Here is a 17584-nt window from a genome sequence, read left to right as displayed (position 1 = left end):
GGCTAAAAGACTACCGTGACTTCCGAAATTCCAGATACTCGTCCTTCAATTATACGGTTGGATTTACTATTTTTCACTCTTATCTGCTCACCGTGTGAACCATCTGTCAGAGCAACCCCTTTTGTTGTAATGGTCATCCCAGATTTCATGGCTTTGATCGTCACGGTTTCATTGCGGCATACAACACAAATGTCTCTATCCTCAATCACTTCCCCGGCGCGAAGATTTTTCTTCGCTTTTGCGCCGATTACCGCGTCAATCGAGGTAAATCCTTGCCGTCTAAAACGTTGAAGGTCTACCATACTTAGAGTGACATCGTATTCAGAAATCAGTTGGCCACGAGAAATAGGCGAGGTCAGGGTGACTTGAGGGCCTGTACGAATCAGGCGCACTGGTACGTAGACCCGCCAGTTATCTTCGGGACATTCAACCAACACCGTAATATTACTGGAGCTTGGGTTAGTCGAAGAGGAAGAGCTTGATAACGGGCTTGGGCAATCGGTGGCAAATATACGACTATCGATATTTGCCGCTTTAGCTTCTAGTTGCCCCCCAACTGGCCACTCAATTTCGGCGATAATGTATTCTTCTGCAGCTTGTTGAATAAGCTCGATTTGGCTTTCTGTTGCTGAATACACTGAAAAACTAAAGAAAAAGAATAAAAAGCCGATAGACTTACGAAACTTTTTATAGAAAGCTCTACAATTAGTTATGGAAATTGAGCGTAATGATGTTTTAGGATATATCATTCTGTTTCTCTGGTTTTTCATGGCCACTATGTAGATTACCATTTTTTTAGCATGAAGTTTGAGATGGAGATGAGCTTATGACCGGTATTCTTGATTCAGTGAATCAGCGTACGCAACTCGTCGGTCAAAACCGATTAGAACTCCTAACCTTTCGCCTAATGGGGCGCCAGCGTTACGGAATTAACGTATTTAAAGTAAAAGAGGTACTTCAGTGCCCTAAGCTTACTTCAATGCCAAACTTGCACCCTCTAGTGAAAGGGGTTGCTCATATTCGCGGGCATACCGTGTCAGTGATTGATCTTAGTTTAGCGATTGGCGGACGCCCTACCACTGACGTTGATAAAGCATTCGTCGTCATTGCAGAATTTAACCGTACGATACAAGCGTTTTTGGTGACGTCTGTTGAACGTATCATCAATATGCACTGGGAAGCAATTTTGCCGCCACCAGACGGTGCTGGTAAAGCGAACTACTTAACTGCGGTCACTAATATCGACAATGAACTGGTTGAAATTTTAGACGTAGAGAAAATTCTTGCTGAAATTACTCCGGTTGATGAGACTATGGATTCGTCGATTAGTGAAGAGATTGCCCAAGCAGAAACGGAAAAAGAAATTGTACGCCGTATTCTTATTGCCGATGACTCTACAGTTGCTCGTAAGCAAGTAGAACGAGCGATCACATCGCTAGGTTTTGAAGTTGTTTCGGCAAAAGATGGCAAAGAAGCGTATGATAAACTAGTCGAAATGGCTGCAACTGGTAGTATTTATGATCAGATCTCTTTGGTGATATCTGATATCGAAATGCCAGAGATGGATGGCTATACTTTGACTGCAGAAGTTCGACGCCACCCTGATTTGAAAGATCTGTATGTGATCCTTCACTCGTCATTGAGTGGGGTATTTAACCAAGCGATGGTCGAGCGTGTTGGTGCAAACTCATTTATTGCGAAATTTAACCCGGATGAGTTGGGTAATGCAGTGAAATCGGCACTTACTAATTAAAAGAGAAGTGAATGACAGCAATAACTATAAGCGATCAAGAGTATCGTGATTTCAGCCGTTTCTTAGAGTCACAATGCGGTATTGTCCTTGGTGATAGCAAGCAATACCTCGTTAGAAGTCGTCTTAGCCCACTTGTTACTAAGTTCAAGTTGGCTTCTCTTTCTGATCTATTAAGAGATGTGGTGAGCGGGCGTAACCGTGAACTACGAGTTGCTGCTGTCGATGCAATGACGACCAATGAAACACTTTGGTTCCGCGATACTTACCCATTTGAAGTATTAGCCAATAAGCTACTACCGGAAGCAGCAGCGAATAAACGCCCGATTAAAATTTGGTCAGCGGCCAGTTCTTCAGGTCAGGAGCCATACTCAATGGCCATGACGGTGCTAGAGCAACAACAACGCAAGCCGGGCATGCTTCCAAGTGTTTCTATTACGGCAACGGACATCTCTGCAAGCATGCTAGATATGTGTCGTGCGGGTGTTTACGACAACTTAGCACTTGGCCGTGGTCTTTCACCTGAGCGCCGACGTAACTTCTTTGAAGATGCAGGCGATGGCCGAATGAAAGTGAAAGACAATGTGAAACGCTTAGTCAATTACCGTCCACAAAACCTGATGGATAGCTATGCGTTACTTGGTAAGTTTGACATTATTTTCTGTCGAAATGTTTTGATCTACTTTTCGCCAGATATGAAGTCACAGGTCCTAAACCAGATGGCAAACAGTCTGAACCCGGGTGGTTACTTGCTACTTGGTGCATCTGAATCTCTGACTGGTTTAACCGATAGATTTGATATGGTTCGTTGTAACCCTGGAATCATCTACAAACTTAAGTAGAGCGTTCTACTCTTTCTAATCAAAGCCCAGCCTTGTCGCTGGGCTTTTGCGTATCTGTAGCTCAGAAAATAATTCGAGTGCTAAGAGTGTAGCGAGTATACTTTTGGTGAGGCATTCCAAATCTCAACCCCATAACTACGGCCAAATCTTAAGTTGGCGTGGTTATTGCTGTACAAAACGTGAAAGCAAAATTGGGCTAAGTATAAAAGTTGGTACACATATTGCTTTTATAATATTACTAACGGTCAGTTCTTTAAGTAGAGGTCAACATGGCTATTTCTTTTGACAATGCACTAGGTATCCACCAGCACACGGTGGGAGTACGTGAGCGCAATGCTGAGGTGATTTCCACCAACATTGCACAAGCGAACACGCCTGGATACAAATCGAAAGGAATGGACTTTCAAAAGGCACTGCAGGCGGCAACATCAGAGGCAAGCATTGGTCTTAGCCGAACTGATGGTCGGCATATCGCTGCCTCTACACAAGTGACAGGGGAAGTAATGTATCGTCTTCCAACGCAACCTGACACGGGTGATGGCAACACGGTGGATGTGGATTTAGAGCGTAACTTGTTTATGCAAAACCAGATTCGCCACCAAGCGTCACTTGACTTCTTAGGAAGTAAATTCAAGAACTTAACGAAAGCAATTAAAGGGGAATAATTAGATGAGCTTATTTAACGTCTTCAATGTAACTGGTTCTGCCATGAGCGCTGAATCTGTTCGTCTAAATACGACCTCAAGTAACCTTGCAAACGCAGACAGTATCTCTAGCTCAGCGAAAGATACTTACAAAGCGCGTCATGCAGTGTTTGGTGCTGAGTTAAGTAAGGCAAAGTATGGCCGCGACCATACTGTGCCAGTGAAATTGATGGGTATTGTTGAAAGTGATAAACCGCTAAGTGCGGAATACAACCCTGACCACCCACTTGCAAACGACGAAGGTTATATCTACAAGCCGAACGTCAATGTAATGGAAGAGATGGCTAACATGATATCTGCTTCACGTTCATACCAAACGAACGTTCAAGTAGCAGATGCTAGCAAACAAATGCTGCTGCGTACGCTGCAGATGGGTCAATAAGGATAAGGAGGTAACAGATGGCCGGAGGCATTAATAATAATGTTGGTCAGAGTGGCTTGTCCTATATCGACCAGCTTAAACAGCTTCAGGACAAGAATAAGCCTAATGAGACAACAGGTAAGCAAGATCTAAAGCAAGAAGACTTCTTATCGCTGCTCACTAAGCAACTTGCCCAACAGGACCCGTTTAAGCCGGTTAGTAATGACCAGATGATTGCACAAATGGCGTCATTCGCAACCGTAGATGGTATTGGCAAGATGAACACTCAGTTTGAAACACTGAATGCGTCAATGACCTCTAACCAAGCACTACAGGCTTCATCCTTAGTTGGACGTGATGTCTTAGTACCAGGTGCTGCGGGCGTGAAGAAAGATGACGGCAATATGGCTGCTATGGTCAAACTACCTCAAGCTGTTGATAACGTGATGGTAAGAGTAGAAGACCAGATGGGACAGCTTGTCCGTACCTTTGAAGTCGGTTCTAAACCTGCGGGTGATAACCGTGTCGAATGGGATGGTAAAGATCAAAACGGTAATCCATTGCCGGCTGGCAAATACAATGTGAAAGCATCGGGTTTGTTAGACGGGAAGGCGAAAGAGTTTGAAGTTTCGACTTACGCAAACGTCAACAGCGTCCTTCTTGGTAAAGGTGATGGTAACGTACTACTCAATCTGGCTGGCTTTGAGTCGCCAGTTCGACTTGCTGAAGTACTAGAAGTTGGTAAGGCGTAACTCTTAATTAAGTTGTTATGCTAGCTAGATAGGAGATTTTGGAATGTCATATGTTGCACTAAGTGGTTTATCCGCTGCTCAATTAGACTTGAATACAACCAGTAACAACATTGCGAACGCGAACACGTATGGCTTTAAAGAGTCTCGTGCTGAGTTCGGTGATGTTTACTCGAATTCACTGTTCACTCACGCTAAGACGACACCTGGACAAGGTGTACAAGCAGCGAAGGTGGCACAACAGTTCCATGAAGGTTCAAGTATTTATACCAATAACCCAATGGATTTACGTATCGGTGGTACAGGTTTCTTCGCGGTTGCAAAAGACCGTTTGACTCCGACATCAAACGAGCTAACACGTAACGGTGCGTTCCACCTGAACAAAGATAACTACATGGTAACTGCGAATGATGAGTTCCTATTGGGTTATCAAGTAAATAAAGATACTGGTGATGTACTCTCTTATGAGCCGTCACCAATCAACATTCCAAAAGAATTTGGTAAGCCTAAGCAAACGGCAAACATCGAAGTCGGTGTAAACCTGCCTGCTGGTGGCGAGCTGAAAGACCCTGCGTTATTCGATTACTCTGATCCTGAAACATACAACCGTTCAACGTCTTCGACGATCTATGACTCTATGGGTCAGTCGTACAAGTTAACCACTTACTATTTGAAAGATCAGACTCAGCCTAACACTTGGCAGACTTACTACACAGTGACTGACAGTGCGGGTGAGAAACCTCTGAACATTATAGGTGGTGACGCAACGTCTCCGACTGGCCATATTGGTCATACGATGAAGTTTAACAATGACGGTACTCTAGCAAGCCTTAACAATGGTCAAAACATTGTTTCTGAGCCACTAGGTACAGGGGCAAACCCTGTTGAACTTAACGGCGCTGATGTAAACCAGACTCTGTCTTTGGGTCTGCAAGATGCGACACAGTTTGCCGCACCGTTTGAACTGACTAAGTTCGATGAAGATGGCGCGACAACAGGCTTCCTGACTAAAGTTGATTTCGACGAAAATGGTAGTGTTCTAGGTACTTATTCCAACGGTGAGAACATCATTTTAGGCCGTGTTGCAATGGTTCGTGTAGCCAATGAGCAAGGTCTAGATAAGAAAGGTGGTACTCAGTGGGATTCTACTCAGTTCTCTGGTGATAAAATTTGGGGCGAGTCGAACAAAGGTTCGTTTGGTTCGATCAGTAGCGGTACACTTGAGCAGTCAAACATTGATATGACTCAAGAGCTGGTTGATCTGATTTCGGCTCAACGTAACTTCCAAGCGAACTCTCGTTCTTTAGAAGTGCACAACCAAACTCAACAGAACATCCTGCAAATCCGTTAATCGACTTACGTTGTTTGGCAATAATCTGGATAGCAAGCTGGTGGCAAAGATCAGCTTGCTATGTTGCCGCCTCTCACTCTTTGCCTCCTCTATTTTCTCCACTAAGCTTGCCGTTTTAATTTTAATTTATTGATATAAAACGACTTTTATAAGTTGGCATACCTATTGCTTTCTATTGATCAGAATTGTGATTATTGGAGCAAATTATGGATCGTGCACTGTTTCTTGCGATGAGCGGCGCCAAGCAGAATATGCAGGCATTGCAGCTTAGAGCAAACAACCTAGCGAACGTCAGTACCACGGGTTTCCGTGCTGATTTGGCGCAAGCGCGTTCAATGCAGGCATACGGCGAAGGTGTTCCTAGCCGAGTGTTTAGCATGACAGAGCGTCCGGGACATAATTTCCAACAAGGCAGTGTGATTACTACGGGTCGTGATTTAGATGTAACGATTCAAGGTGATGGCTGGATCTCTGTTCTGGATCAGACAGGTAAAGAAGGTCTGACACGTAACGGTAATCTAAACGTTGATGTAAATGGTTTACTGACCAGCGGCAATGGCCACTTAGTACTCGGTGAAACTGGCGCACCCATTACACTTCCAATTCCGGTGAGTAAAGTCGAGATCGGCAACGACGGTACAATTTCTGTGGTTCCTCAGGGCGCTCCAGCAGATGCTATTGAAGTTGTGGACCGAATCAAGCTTACTCGCACCAATAATCAATCACTATTCAAAGATATCAACGGATTATTCCGTGCAAAAGATCCTAATGCGGCATACGAAGCGGATGCCGATGTAAAACTGCTCACAGGCGCAATCGAAGGCAGTAACGTCAATGCTATCGGTGAAATGACTAGCCTGATTGACTTGCAACGCCAATTCGAAATGCAAGTGAAGATGATGAGCACTGCAGAAGACTTGGACAAAGCGTCTGACTCTCTGCTTCGTATGAGCTAATAGATTTTAGGAGAAGATTATGCATCCTGCATTATGGGTAAGTAAAACGGGCTTAGACGCTCAACAAACCAATATTTCAACGATTTCAAACAACCTAGCCAACGCATCTACGGTCGGCTACAAGAAAAGCCGCGCGGTTTTTGAAGACTTGTTCTATCAAAATATCAATCAACCTGGCGGTCAATCTTCACAGAACACCGAGCTGCCAAGCGGTTTGATGCTAGGTGCTGGTTCTAAGGTTGTGGCAACCCAAAAGGTTCATACCCAAGGTAACACCCAGACGACCAATAACAGTCTCGATATGATGATTGAAGGTGACGGCTTCTTCCAGATCCTAATGCCAGACGGCAATATTGGTTACAGCCGTAATGGTCAGTTCACGGTCAATGATGAAGGCGTTATCGTAACTTCAGGCGCAGGCTATGCACTTGAACCTGAAATTGCCATTCCTGAAGACGCACAGAGCATTACGATTGGTACCGACGGTGAAGTATCAGTACGTATTCGTGGTCAGCAAGATAACCAAGTGGTCGGTCAAATTGCCACCGTTGATTTTGTAAACCCAGGTGGTCTTGAGCCAATTGGTCAGAACCTTTACATGGCGACAGGTGCGAGTGGCGACCCTCAAGAAGGTGTTCCTGGATTTGATGGATTTGGTGACATTCGCCAGTCGATGCTTGAAACATCAAACGTTAACGTTACCGAAGAGCTGGTTAATATGATTGAAGCTCAGCGTGTGTACGAAATGAATTCTAAAGTCATCTCTGCGGTCGACAAGATGATGAGCTTTGTTAACCAACAGCTTTAATCTAGTTGGAAGAGGGTAGAGAGATGAATCGATTACTAGCCATGCTATTAGGTGTTGCCACTTTATCTGGTTGTACACTGATGCAGCCACCGATTGAAACGCCTGATGTTGTACAAGGTACGACGACAGTTGATGCCGTTGAAGGTGATAAATCGAGTGATGATGAGTCTGGCGTCATCGATACGCTACGTGGCAGAAATGATCCTGTCTCTGGCGATCCTGCCTGGGCTCCGATTCATCCTAAGCATCAGCCTGAGCACTATGCGGCTGAAACAGGTTCACTGTTTAATAGCGGCCGTGCATCCAGCCTATATGATGATTCTAAGCCACGTGGTATTGGTGACATTATTACCGTCACACTCGATGAAAGCACCAACGCGTCTAAGAGTTCAGACGCTGATTTATCGAAAAACAATGATGCAACCATGGATCCGCTGGAAGTCGGTGGTCAGCAGCTTAATATTGGTGACTACAACTTCTCATATAACTTAAGTAACGACAACTCATTCAGTGGCAGTGCTGCAGCCAACCAAAGCAACAGCTTATCTGGTTCAATTACCGTTGAAGTTATCGAGGTATTAGCCAATGGCAACCTTGTGATTCGTGGGGAGAAGTGGCTGACATTAAACACGGGTGATGAGTATATTCGATTAAGTGGCACCATCCGTCCTGACGATATTGACTATCAAAATACCATTGCATCAACCCGTATTTCCAACGCAAGAATTCAGTACTCTGGCACTGGCACACAACAAGATATGCAAGAACCGGGATTCTTGGCACGATTCTTTAATGTCTCTCTCTAATCCCAGTTAATGCCGCTTTTTTGGCACAAACACAAAGCTGGTTGAGTGTAGAGTAAAGGTACGGTTATGAAAAAGTGGTTTCTCCTTGTTACAAGTCTGCTGTTTATTGCAACACAAGCTCAAGCAGCACGCATTAAAGACGTTTCGCAAGTTGCGGGCGTACGTAGTAACCAATTGGTTGGCTACGGCTTGGTAACGGGTTTGCCGGGCACGGGGGAATCCACGCCATTTACTGACCAAAGCTTCAATGCCATGTTGCAAAACTTTGGTATCCAGATGCCACCGGGCACAAAACCAAAGTCGAAAAACGTTGCCGCTGTTATTGTGACGGCAGAGCTTCCAGCTTTTTCTAAGCAAGGCCAAACCATTGATGTTACTGTCTCTTCGATCGGCTCAGCTAAAAGCTTGCGTGGCGGCACATTAATGCAAACCATGCTAAAAGGTCTTGATGGGCAAATCTATGCCGTGGCACAAGGCAACCTTGTAGTAAGCGGTTTTAGCGCAACGGGTGCGGACGGTTCTAAAATTGTCGGTAACAACCCAACTGCGGGCATGATCTCAAATGGTGCAATGGTCGAGCGAGAAATTCCAACACCATTTAGCCGCGGCGACTACATCACTTTCAATCTGCTTGAGTCTGACTTTACTACTGCGCAGCGCATGGCTGATGCCGTAAACAACTTCCTTGGCCCTCAGATGGCTTCAGCGATTGATGCTACGTCGGTTAAGGTTCGTGCGCCGCGTGATATTACTCAGCGCGTGGCTTTCTTATCTGCAATTGAAAATCTTGAATTTAATCCTGCTGAAGGCTCAGCAAAAATTATCGTTAACTCTCGCACCGGGACTATCGTGGTGGGTAAGCATGTGCGCTTGAAGCCAGCTGCCGTGACTCATGGCGGTATGACGGTTGCGATCAAAGAGAATCTTAATGTCAGCCAGCCGAATGCCTTTGGTGGCGGAGAAACGGTGGTTGTGCCTGATACTGACATCGAAGTGACTGAAGAGCAGGGCAAGATGTTCAAATTCGAACCTGGTCTAACGTTAGATGATTTAGTCCGCGCTGTGAATGAAGTGGGCGCTGCCCCTTCTGACTTGATGGCAATCCTGCAAGCATTGAAGCAAGCAGGTGCTATTGAAGGTCAATTGATCGTTATCTAAGGAGTAGAGCAATGATTAATAATGGCAATGATATTGGTTTTATCCACGATATCGCAGGGCTAGACAAGCTTCGTCAGAAAGCGGTAGATGGTGATGAGGCCAGTGAAAAAGCGGCATTGACTGCAGCGGCAAAACAGTTTGAAGCGATTTTTACCTCAATGCTATTTAAGTCGATGCGTGACGCGAACTCGACGTTTGAATCAGGCTTGATGGATAGCCAGAATCAGCAATTCTATCGTCAAATGATGGATGAACAAATGTCGAGTGAATTGAGCTCGTCAGGTTCTCTCGGTTTAGCTGATATGATCGTTGCCCAGCTTACTTCAGGCAGTGTCGAGAACCAAAATGCCAACGCGCGAAATACTGATTTCGAAGCGATGATGCAGAAAGTTGACCGCATTCGCCAAGAACGCGCTGATACCACGACGGTAATGCAATCAGATAAAGTTGAACCATCAAGGTTTAACTCCCCTGAGTCATTTGTTAGCTCGATGAAACCTTACGCGGAAAAAGCAGCACGAGCGCTTGGGGTCGATTCTTCATTACTTCTCGCTCAAGCAGCGCTCGAGACTGGCTGGGGTCAGAAGGTCATTAATAACTCTCGTGGTAGCAGTAACAACCTATTTAATATCAAAGCGGACAGAAGCTGGAGCGGCGATAAGGTGGCAACTCAAACCTTGGAATACCATCAAGGTGTGCCAGTTAAAGAGCAAGCCGCTTTCCGTTCATATCAAAACTATGAAGATAGCTTTAATGATTATGTGCGCTTTCTAAATGAAAACCCGCGCTATACCACGGCACTGCGCCATGGTGGTAATAACGAAGAGTTTATTCGTGGTATCCACCAAGCAGGTTATGCAACAGACCCAAGTTACGCCGATAAAGTGTTAAGGGTCAAAGCGAAAATCGACCAAATGTAGAAACAAGCTCACCTTAGGGTGAGTTTTTTGTTGGAAGCGAGAACTCGTTGCTCCGATATACGAGCTTACTCTTCAGGGAAAATGTCATTCCATAGAGCGACGAAGGAGTGAGTAGGGAATCTGCCCACTCTTCATTACAATCTTACAGAGATCCCCAACTCGCTCGTTCCTCAGTCTTGAGGATGACATATAGATACACAACTTGGGAGATTTTAATACTTCAATTATTTCTAATGGCACAGATATTGCTTTTACTAACTTAGATGTTCAGTTAATACTGATTTATATAGGTTTATTGGGGGCAATATGGCGTCTGATCTTCTGAATCTTGGTGCGCAAAGCGTACTGACGGCTCAGAGACAACTCAACACCACAGGTCATAACATCTCTAATGTAAATACAGAGGGTTATAGCCGTCAGTCGGTGATACAAGGCACAAACATGCCGCGTCAATACGGTGGGGAAACCTACGGTATGGGCGTACATGTGGACAAAGTTCGCCGCTCTTGGGATCAGTTTGCCGTTAACGAGCTTAATGTTTCGACCACTAGCCATGCCAATAAAATCGATGATGAAGCGAATTTGGAAATGTTATCCAACATGCTTTCATCGGTTTCCTCGAAGAAAATTCCAGAAAATTTAAACGAATGGTTTGATGGCGTGAAGTCGTTAGCCGATAGCCCGAATGACGTGGGTGCTCGTAAAGTTGTACTTGAAAAAGCTAACCTCATTACCCAAAACCTTAATGACTTCCATGAAACGATTCGTCACCAGTCAGATGTAACTAATAAGAAGCTTGATTTAGGTATCGAACGCGTTAACCAACTTGCGGTTGAAATTCGTGACTTACACCGTTTGATGATGCGTACACCGGGTCCGCATAACGACCTAATGGATACGCATGAGAAATTAATCGCTGAGCTTTCTGAATACACCAAAGTTACTGTAACGCCGCGCAAAAATGCTGAAGGCTTTAATGTCCATATCGGTAATGGCCACACGCTAGTTTCAGGCACCGAGTCCAGCGAACTGAAAATGATCGATGGCTACCCTGACGTTCACCAGCGCCGCTTGGCGATGATTGAAGGTAAGGGGATTAAGGCGATCACCACCAAAGATATCGACGGTAAGCTAGGTTCTATGCTCTCTATGCGCGATGAAAAAATTCCGCAGTTAATGGATGAGCTCGGTAAGCTCGCGACCTCTTTTTCTTATGAAGTGAACAAGTTGCAATCCCAAGGTTTAGACTTGCGAGGCAACATCGGTGGGCTGATGTTTACCGATGTGAACTCTGACATTGTTGCTGAATCACGTGTCGTGACTTCGTCTAATTCAAAAGCAGACCTAGCGGTATACATCGAAGATACCAACCAGTTAATCGGTGGTGAATATTCTCTCCAGTACAGTGGCGGCGACTACTACATTACTCGTCCAAGTGGTGAGCAGTTTATTGTGCCAGTGGTCGACAATGCTATCAGCCTAGATGGGATTCGAATCGATATTCGTAACGATCTAGAGTCTGGTGAGCGCGTGCTATTAAGACCGACTCGAAGCGGTGCTGCACAGATGAGAGTGGAAACCAATGACCCTAGTGCGATTGCAGCTCAAAGTTATGAAGCCTCAACCACGTTTGCACAAGGTACGGCAAAGTTCAGTATTGCTCAGGCCGGATCTCTTAGAGAATTTGAAGTGGTGATTTCACCTGATGGTAAGCAGTTCGCAGTGACTGATACAAAAGGGAAAGTGTTACTACAGCCTCAAGACTATCCACCAACAGGGGCTGTAACTGTGCAAGGCACGTCATTCGAGCTAACTGGTGGTGCATTGCCTAACGATAAGTTCACGGCAAACCTTGTCCCTTCTGAAGGTGATAACGGCAACTTACTAAAAATGCAAAACATTCAGACAGACAAAAAGCTGAATGACGGTGAATCGACCATTTTAGATATCTACCACAACCTGAATACGGATGTGGGTCTGCAAATGTCGACGGCATCGCGCCTAACGGATGTATCGCGTCTAGAAAAAGAAGCGGCTCAAGAAAGAGTGGCATCCATAGCGGGGGTGAACCTCGATGAAGAAGCGGCAAATATGATGAAGTTTCAGCAAGCTTATATGGCTTCTTCGCGCATTATGCAGGCGGCAAATGACACCTTTAATACCATTCTGGCGTTGAGATAGGGAGGCGTAAATGTTGAATCGAATTTCTAGCTTCCATAACTATCAATCAGTACAGAATGATTTGCGTCGTTCTGAAGCGAAAGTGCATCACAATCAAGCGCAGCTAGCGTCTGGCAAAAAGCTGATGAAAGCCAGCGATGACCCGTTAGCGACACATTACATTCAGAATATTGGCCAACAGAAAGAACAGCTACGTCAATATACCGATGCCATCGTGCTGACGCGAAATCGTCTAGAGCATCATGAGGTGATTATCTCCAATGCGGAAGAATTCACCGATGATGCCAAGCGTACCGTGATGGAAATGATTAACGGCTCGCTTTCGCCTGAAGATCGACTAGCAAAACGTCGAGAAATTGAAGAGTTAGCCAATAACTTCCTTAACTTGGTCAATGTACAAGACGAATCGGGCAACTATATCTTTGCCGGCACCAAGCCTAAGAATCAGCCATTTTTCCGTGATAAAGATGGCTATGTGACTTACGCCGGTGACGATTATCAACGCAAGATGAAAATCTCCAATAGCTTAGAAATGCCAATCAACAACCCTGGCAGTAAATTGTTTATGGAGATTGATAACCCTTTTGGCAGCTATGAACCTCAGTACAACTTAAAAGAGGCTTCAGAGCTATTACTCGAGCGTGCGATCAATACAAACCCGGATGATCAGTCTGAATATAAAGTGACGTTTGTTGACATGCCCGATGGTAAATATGGTTATCAACTTGAGCGAGATGGCTCAGTGGTCAAAGCGGATGTGTTCAATCCGGCTGAAGGCATCAAATTTGAAGAGCTGACAATTCAAGTTAAAGGTCAACTGACCAAAGGTGATGAAATTACCTTAGACCGACGAGATACGTACAGCATATTCGATACCTTTAAAGATGCGATGAGCTTGTCATCGGGCTCTGTATCTGACGCGTCGAATACCGCGAAACTTCATCAGATTACTCAAGAGTTCCATGCGGCGTTTATCCATTTAAACAAAGCTAGAACAGATGTGGGTGCTCGCCTCAGTACATTAGATATTCAGGAAGAGCAGCACGAAGATTTCAAAATGACCCTAGCAAAGTCGAAGAGTAATTTTGAAGATTTGGACTATGCCGAAGCCATTATTGAGTTCAACGAGAACTCAAGGGCTTTGCAAGCGTCGCAACAAGCTTTCGGTAAGACAAAAGATTTAACCTTATTCAATTACATCTAAGCTCTACGCCTTATGTGCAACGCCTTAAGTGCGAGCTAGATAATTGAATCGTTTCACCAGCTGCTTTGAAAGAGGCAAGTGGTGGCAAAGTAAGCGGCAAACCGATTGCCGCTGCTTAAAAGTAGTAAAGAAGTCAGCGTGATTAATTGTCGGTACTTAATTTAAGGTGCTGATATTAAATAACTTTAAAAGTGTTTGATGACAAATTTTAAAGTTGGCACGCTACTTGAATTAATTAGATTAGAGTTTAAACAACAAGCTTTGAGTTGGTGATATTCCGACTTAGCTACGAATTTACGGTCAGTGCTTCCAAATGAGACAAAGCTGGCCGCTTCGCAAGCAGTTGCGAACTCAATAGGAGAGCAAACTATGACCATAACAGTAAATACTAACGTTTCGGCGATGACCGCCCAGCGTTACTTAAATAAAGCGACCGGCGATCTTAATACTTCGATGGAACGCTTATCATCAGGCCAACAAATCAACAGCGCGAAAGATGACGCTGCGGGTCTACAGATTTCGAACCGGTTAACGGCGCAGTCTCGTGGTCTAGATGTAGCAATGCGTAACGCAAATGACGGTATTTCCATTGCTCAAACAGCAGAAGGTGCGATGAACGAATCGACATCTATCCTGCAACGTATTCGAGATCTATCGCTACAGTCTGCAAACGGCACGAACTCGGCGTCAGAACGTCAAGCACTACATGAAGAAGTTGCAGCGCTGCAAGATGAATTAAACCGTATCGCTGAAACGACCTCTTTTGGTGGTCGTAAGCTACTTAATGGTTCATTTGGTGAAGCATCATTCCAGATCGGTGCAAGTTCTGGTGAAGCGATTATCATGGGCCTAACTAGCGTACGTGCGGATGATTTCCGTATGGGCGGTCAGTCATTTATTTCCGCACCAGAAAATGCGAAAGATAAAGATTGGGGTGTACCACCAACGGCTAAAGATCTTAAATTTGAATTCACGACTAAAGATGGTGAAGCAGTAACACTAGATATCATTGCTAAAGAAGGTGATGACATCGAAGAAGTTGCAACATACATCAATGGTCAAACAGATAAGCTAAAAGCATCTGTTGATGAAGATGGTCGCCTGCAAATATTTGCCGCTGAACCAAACCTTGAAGGCAACTTGAATATCTCTGGTGGTCTAGCTGGTGAGCTTGGTCTTACTGGTGGTCCAGGTACCAATACAACGGTTCAGAACATTGATGTAAATACGGTTGGTGGTGCGCAAAATGCAGTTGGTATTATTGATGCTGCACTTAAATATGTTGACTCTCAGCGAGCTGACCTTGGTGCGAAACAAAATCGACTAAGCCACAGCATTAACAACTTGGCGAACATCCAAGAAAACGTTGAAGCATCGAACAGTCGTATTCGTGATACTGATTTCGCGAAAGAAACAACGGCAATGACTAAAGCACAAATTCTGCAACAAGCGGGTACATCGATACTTGCTCAAGCAAAACAGTTGCCAAACTCTGCAATGTCACTATTGCAATAGTAGTCAATACCTTCACTAGCAGTAACCTAGACGTAGGGTTAGGTGAAGGGATGACGGCAAACATAGGTGATGAAAATATAGGACTCTCTCTCATACCTGTTCTATAACCGAATCACTTATGTAAACGACAACCAGGCTGTGATCATTTCTCTCGATCTCCAACGGCATTGGTTGTCAAATAGCCCCGGTTCTCTCAAAGGAAGGTATGGCTAATTAGTTATACTTGGGGCTACCTCTTTCTAACGCCTTGCTCTTTAATCGGAGCAGGGCGTTTTTCATTTTAGGCATTTGAAACTTGCCTCTAGTATCCACTCTTCCGTCTATATCTAGCACATTCCTCATGCTCACAATCTGAACATATGCCCGACCGATAGCAGCAAAACTTTAGCATCTAATTTCATATTTATTTGTTTCGTCATGTTTTCAATGAAATAGCTATGATGCGACTAAATTTTCTTCATTCTGCTCTAAAGTTCATCAATTCACTGTCGTTATAAAGGGTACTTTGAGAGAACTCATTGGTTTTCCGAGACGTCGGAAACCTTTCGGATACTCCGGTAAATGGAAAATCAATAGGAGAACCACTATGGCGGTTAATGTAAATACAAACGTTTCTGCAATGACAGCTCAGCGTTACTTAAACAGTGCAAACTCAGCGCAGCAAACGTCAATGGAAAGATTATCTTCTGGCTTTAAGATCAACAGTGCAAAAGACGATGCAGCAGGTATGCAAATCTCGAATCGATTGAATGTGCAAAGTCGTGGTCTAGATGTCGCAGTACGAAATGCAAATGATGGTATTTCGATGGCACAAACAGCAGAAGGTGCAATGAATGAAACAACCAACATTCTGCAACGTATGCGTGATCTATCACTTCAATCTGCAAATGGTTCAAACTCGAAATCAGAGCGTGTTGCTATCCAAGAAGAAGTAACAGCACTAAATGATGAGCTAAATCGAATTGCTGAAACAACCTCATTTGGTGGTAATAAGCTGCTCAACGGTACGTTTGCAACCAAGTCGTTCCAGATTGGTGCTGACAACGGTGAGGCTGTAATGCTAACCATGAACAACATGCGTAGTGATAACGTGATGATGGGTGGTAACAGCTATGTAGCAGCGAATGGCCAGGGCAAAGATTGGTCGGTGCAAGCAGGTGCTAACGACCTCACTATCGCTCTAACTGATAAGTTTGGCGAAGCGCAAAATATCACTATCAATGCCAAAGAAGGTGACGATATTGAAGAGCTCGCAACTTACATCAACGGTCAGACTGATCTTGTTAAAGCATCGGTTGGTGAAGAGGGTAACCTGCAGCTATTTACCGACAATAATAAAGTCGATGGCGCAGCGACGTTTGGAGGCTCTCTAGCCGGCGAGTTAAGCTTTGGTGCAGCTCAGGCAGTTACGGTCGATTCTATTGATGTTACATCGGTAGCGGGAGCTCAAGAGTCTGTTGCAATCGTAGATGCAGCACTTAAGTTCGTGGATAGTCATCGCGCAGAGCTTGGTGCATTCCAAAACCGTTTCAATCATGCGATCAACAACTTAGAAAACATCAATGAGAATGTGAACGCATCTAATAGTCGAATCAAAGACACTGACTTTGCTAAAGAAACAACGGCATTGACTAAGTCTCAGATCCTTACTCAAGCTTCAAGTTCTGTTCTTGCACAAGCAAAGCAAGCGCCCAACTCAGCGTTGGGGCTTTTAGGCTAAAGAGCTGAACTCTTTAGAAACTAATAAAGTCATGACTTAAGTGAAAACCCGGCTTCGGCTGGGTTTTGTTTTTTTACCGTTTAAAAGTTGTAGGGATATAGATGGGGCTTATTCGTGTAAACGGTAAATAGTAGTTTTAGATAGATAAAAGAAAACCCAGCTAAAAAGCTGGGTTTCTCTCTCTATTTCTAGAGTAAATATGGTGCGGAAGGAGAGACTTGAACTCTCACACCTTGCGGCGCCAGAACCTAAATCTGGTGCGTCTACCAATTCCGCCACTTCCGCATCAATTTGTAGTCATTACTGATAATTGGAGAATCAATAAGACGTTGTATATAGCAGGCTACTTAGAACCGAGCCAGGGACAATAGACAAGGCATCAAAAAATGTTATCCACTGAACCTATAAATAATGGCAGGTCTACCTGGATTCGAACCAGGGAATGGCGGCATCAAAAGCCGCTGCCTTACCGCTTGGCGATAGACCTGCAGTGCTTTCATAAGAAAGACTTAAATAATGGTGCGGAAGGAGAGACTTGAACTCTCACACCTTGCGGCGC

16 protein-coding genes and 2 tRNA genes are annotated in these 17584 nt (G+C 44.6%); 15 read left to right on the top strand and 3 right to left on the bottom strand.

What is annotated here, in order from left to right; genetic code table 11:
* Positions 1-2: 2 nt before the first annotated feature.
* On the bottom strand, positions 3-749 hold the full coding sequence (gene flgA, locus ELS82_RS15115; protein WP_134836215.1) for a flagellar basal body P-ring formation chaperone FlgA: 747 nt from the start codon (positions 747-749) through the stop codon (positions 3-5).
* Positions 750-826: 77 nt separating this feature from the next.
* Between flgA and ELS82_RS15110 the strand changes: the two genes are divergently transcribed.
* The 15 genes from ELS82_RS15110 (at position 827) to ELS82_RS15040 (ending at position 17025) form a co-directional block, all read left to right on the top strand.
* Positions 827-1753, top strand: coding sequence for a chemotaxis protein CheV (locus tag ELS82_RS15110; protein ID WP_134836214.1), 927 nt, complete (start codon positions 827-829; stop codon positions 1751-1753).
* An 11-nt stretch (positions 1754-1764) separates the two neighbouring features.
* On the top strand, positions 1765-2592 hold the full coding sequence (locus ELS82_RS15105; protein ID WP_134836213.1) for a protein-glutamate O-methyltransferase: 828 nt from the start codon (positions 1765-1767) through the stop codon (positions 2590-2592).
* A 269-nt stretch (positions 2593-2861) separates the two neighbouring features.
* Positions 2862-3257 (top strand): flagellar basal body rod protein FlgB, encoded by a 396-nt coding sequence (gene flgB / locus ELS82_RS15100; RefSeq protein WP_053441807.1) that lies wholly within the window; start codon positions 2862-2864, stop codon positions 3255-3257.
* Positions 3258-3261: 4 nt separating this feature from the next.
* Positions 3262-3678 (top strand): flagellar basal body rod protein FlgC, encoded by a 417-nt coding sequence (gene flgC, locus ELS82_RS15095; protein WP_004415032.1) that lies wholly within the window; start codon positions 3262-3264, stop codon positions 3676-3678.
* Between the two features lie 17 nt (positions 3679-3695).
* The gene (flgD, locus tag ELS82_RS15090; protein WP_134836212.1) at positions 3696-4409 is read left to right on the top strand and encodes a flagellar hook assembly protein FlgD; all 714 of its coding nucleotides are present in this window, start codon (positions 3696-3698) and stop codon (positions 4407-4409) included.
* A 43-nt stretch (positions 4410-4452) separates the two neighbouring features.
* Complete coding sequence (gene flgE, locus ELS82_RS15085) at positions 4453-5757, top strand: flagellar hook protein FlgE (RefSeq protein ID WP_134836211.1); 1305 nt, start codon at positions 4453-4455, stop codon at positions 5755-5757.
* 206 nt (positions 5758-5963) lie between these two features.
* The gene (locus tag ELS82_RS15080; protein WP_134836210.1) at positions 5964-6713 is read left to right on the top strand and encodes a flagellar basal body rod protein FlgF; all 750 of its coding nucleotides are present in this window, start codon (positions 5964-5966) and stop codon (positions 6711-6713) included.
* Between the two features lie 19 nt (positions 6714-6732).
* Positions 6733-7521, top strand: a complete 789-nt coding sequence (flgG, locus tag ELS82_RS15075) for a flagellar basal-body rod protein FlgG (protein ID WP_134836209.1) — start codon at positions 6733-6735, stop codon at positions 7519-7521.
* A gap of 23 nt (positions 7522-7544) precedes the next feature.
* Entirely contained in the window at positions 7545-8327 is a 783-nt protein-coding gene (gene flgH, locus ELS82_RS15070; RefSeq protein WP_134836208.1) for a flagellar basal body L-ring protein FlgH, read from the top strand.
* Positions 8328-8393: 66 nt separating this feature from the next.
* Positions 8394-9485, top strand: coding sequence for a flagellar basal body P-ring protein FlgI (locus tag ELS82_RS15065; RefSeq protein WP_134836207.1), 1092 nt, complete (start codon positions 8394-8396; stop codon positions 9483-9485).
* Between the two features lie 11 nt (positions 9486-9496).
* Positions 9497-10405, top strand: a complete 909-nt coding sequence (flgJ, locus tag ELS82_RS15060) for a flagellar assembly peptidoglycan hydrolase FlgJ (RefSeq protein WP_134836206.1) — start codon at positions 9497-9499, stop codon at positions 10403-10405.
* Between the two features lie 306 nt (positions 10406-10711).
* Complete coding sequence (flgK, locus tag ELS82_RS15055; protein ID WP_134836205.1) at positions 10712-12586, top strand: flagellar hook-associated protein FlgK; 1875 nt, start codon at positions 10712-10714, stop codon at positions 12584-12586.
* Positions 12587-12596: 10 nt separating this feature from the next.
* Positions 12597-13790 carry a flagellar hook-associated protein FlgL gene (gene flgL, locus ELS82_RS15050; protein WP_134836204.1) on the top strand — a complete coding sequence of 398 codons (1194 nt, stop codon included), beginning with the start codon at positions 12597-12599 and terminating at the stop codon, positions 13788-13790.
* A gap of 369 nt (positions 13791-14159) precedes the next feature.
* Positions 14160-15305 carry a flagellin gene (locus tag ELS82_RS15045; protein WP_134836203.1) on the top strand — a complete coding sequence of 382 codons (1146 nt, stop codon included), beginning with the start codon at positions 14160-14162 and terminating at the stop codon, positions 15303-15305.
* 586 nt (positions 15306-15891) lie between these two features.
* On the top strand, positions 15892-17025 hold the full coding sequence (locus tag ELS82_RS15040; RefSeq protein ID WP_134836202.1) for a flagellin: 1134 nt from the start codon (positions 15892-15894) through the stop codon (positions 17023-17025).
* Between the two features lie 200 nt (positions 17026-17225).
* Here ELS82_RS15040 and ELS82_RS15035 read toward each other — a convergent pair.
* Positions 17226-17310, bottom strand: a tRNA-Leu gene (locus ELS82_RS15035).
* 127 nt (positions 17311-17437) lie between these two features.
* Positions 17438-17512 (bottom strand) — tRNA-Gln (locus ELS82_RS15030).
* Between the last annotated feature and the right edge of the window lie 72 nt (positions 17513-17584).

The organism is Vibrio ouci (assembly GCF_004551525.1).
GTDB classification, from domain to species: domain Bacteria; phylum Pseudomonadota; class Gammaproteobacteria; order Enterobacterales; family Vibrionaceae; genus Vibrio; species Vibrio ouci.
This window is presented reverse-complemented; position numbering and strand designations above follow the sequence as displayed.

Bases quoted from the DNA above. Each gene is read 5' to 3' on its own strand.
- flgA (WP_134836215.1), bottom strand. From the start codon at position 749: ATGATATATCCTAAAACATCATTACGCTCAATTTCCATAACTAATTGT.
- ELS82_RS15110 (WP_134836214.1), top strand. From the start codon at position 827: ATGACCGGTATTCTTGATTCAGTGAATCAGCGTACGCAACTCGTCGGT.
- ELS82_RS15105 (WP_134836213.1), top strand. From the start codon at position 1,765: ATGACAGCAATAACTATAAGCGATCAAGAGTATCGTGATTTCAGCCGT.
- flgB (WP_053441807.1), top strand. From the start codon at position 2,862: ATGGCTATTTCTTTTGACAATGCACTAGGTATCCACCAGCACACGGTG.
- flgC (WP_004415032.1), top strand. From the start codon at position 3,262: ATGAGCTTATTTAACGTCTTCAATGTAACTGGTTCTGCCATGAGCGCT.
- flgD (WP_134836212.1), top strand. From the start codon at position 3,696: ATGGCCGGAGGCATTAATAATAATGTTGGTCAGAGTGGCTTGTCCTAT.
- flgE (WP_134836211.1), top strand. From the start codon at position 4,453: ATGTCATATGTTGCACTAAGTGGTTTATCCGCTGCTCAATTAGACTTG.
- ELS82_RS15080 (WP_134836210.1), top strand. From the start codon at position 5,964: ATGGATCGTGCACTGTTTCTTGCGATGAGCGGCGCCAAGCAGAATATG.
- flgG (WP_134836209.1), top strand. From the start codon at position 6,733: ATGCATCCTGCATTATGGGTAAGTAAAACGGGCTTAGACGCTCAACAA.
- flgH (WP_134836208.1), top strand. From the start codon at position 7,545: ATGAATCGATTACTAGCCATGCTATTAGGTGTTGCCACTTTATCTGGT.
- ELS82_RS15065 (WP_134836207.1), top strand. From the start codon at position 8,394: ATGAAAAAGTGGTTTCTCCTTGTTACAAGTCTGCTGTTTATTGCAACA.
- flgJ (WP_134836206.1), top strand. From the start codon at position 9,497: ATGATTAATAATGGCAATGATATTGGTTTTATCCACGATATCGCAGGG.
- flgK (WP_134836205.1), top strand. From the start codon at position 10,712: ATGGCGTCTGATCTTCTGAATCTTGGTGCGCAAAGCGTACTGACGGCT.
- flgL (WP_134836204.1), top strand. From the start codon at position 12,597: ATGTTGAATCGAATTTCTAGCTTCCATAACTATCAATCAGTACAGAAT.
- ELS82_RS15045 (WP_134836203.1), top strand. From the start codon at position 14,160: ATGACCATAACAGTAAATACTAACGTTTCGGCGATGACCGCCCAGCGT.
- ELS82_RS15040 (WP_134836202.1), top strand. From the start codon at position 15,892: ATGGCGGTTAATGTAAATACAAACGTTTCTGCAATGACAGCTCAGCGT.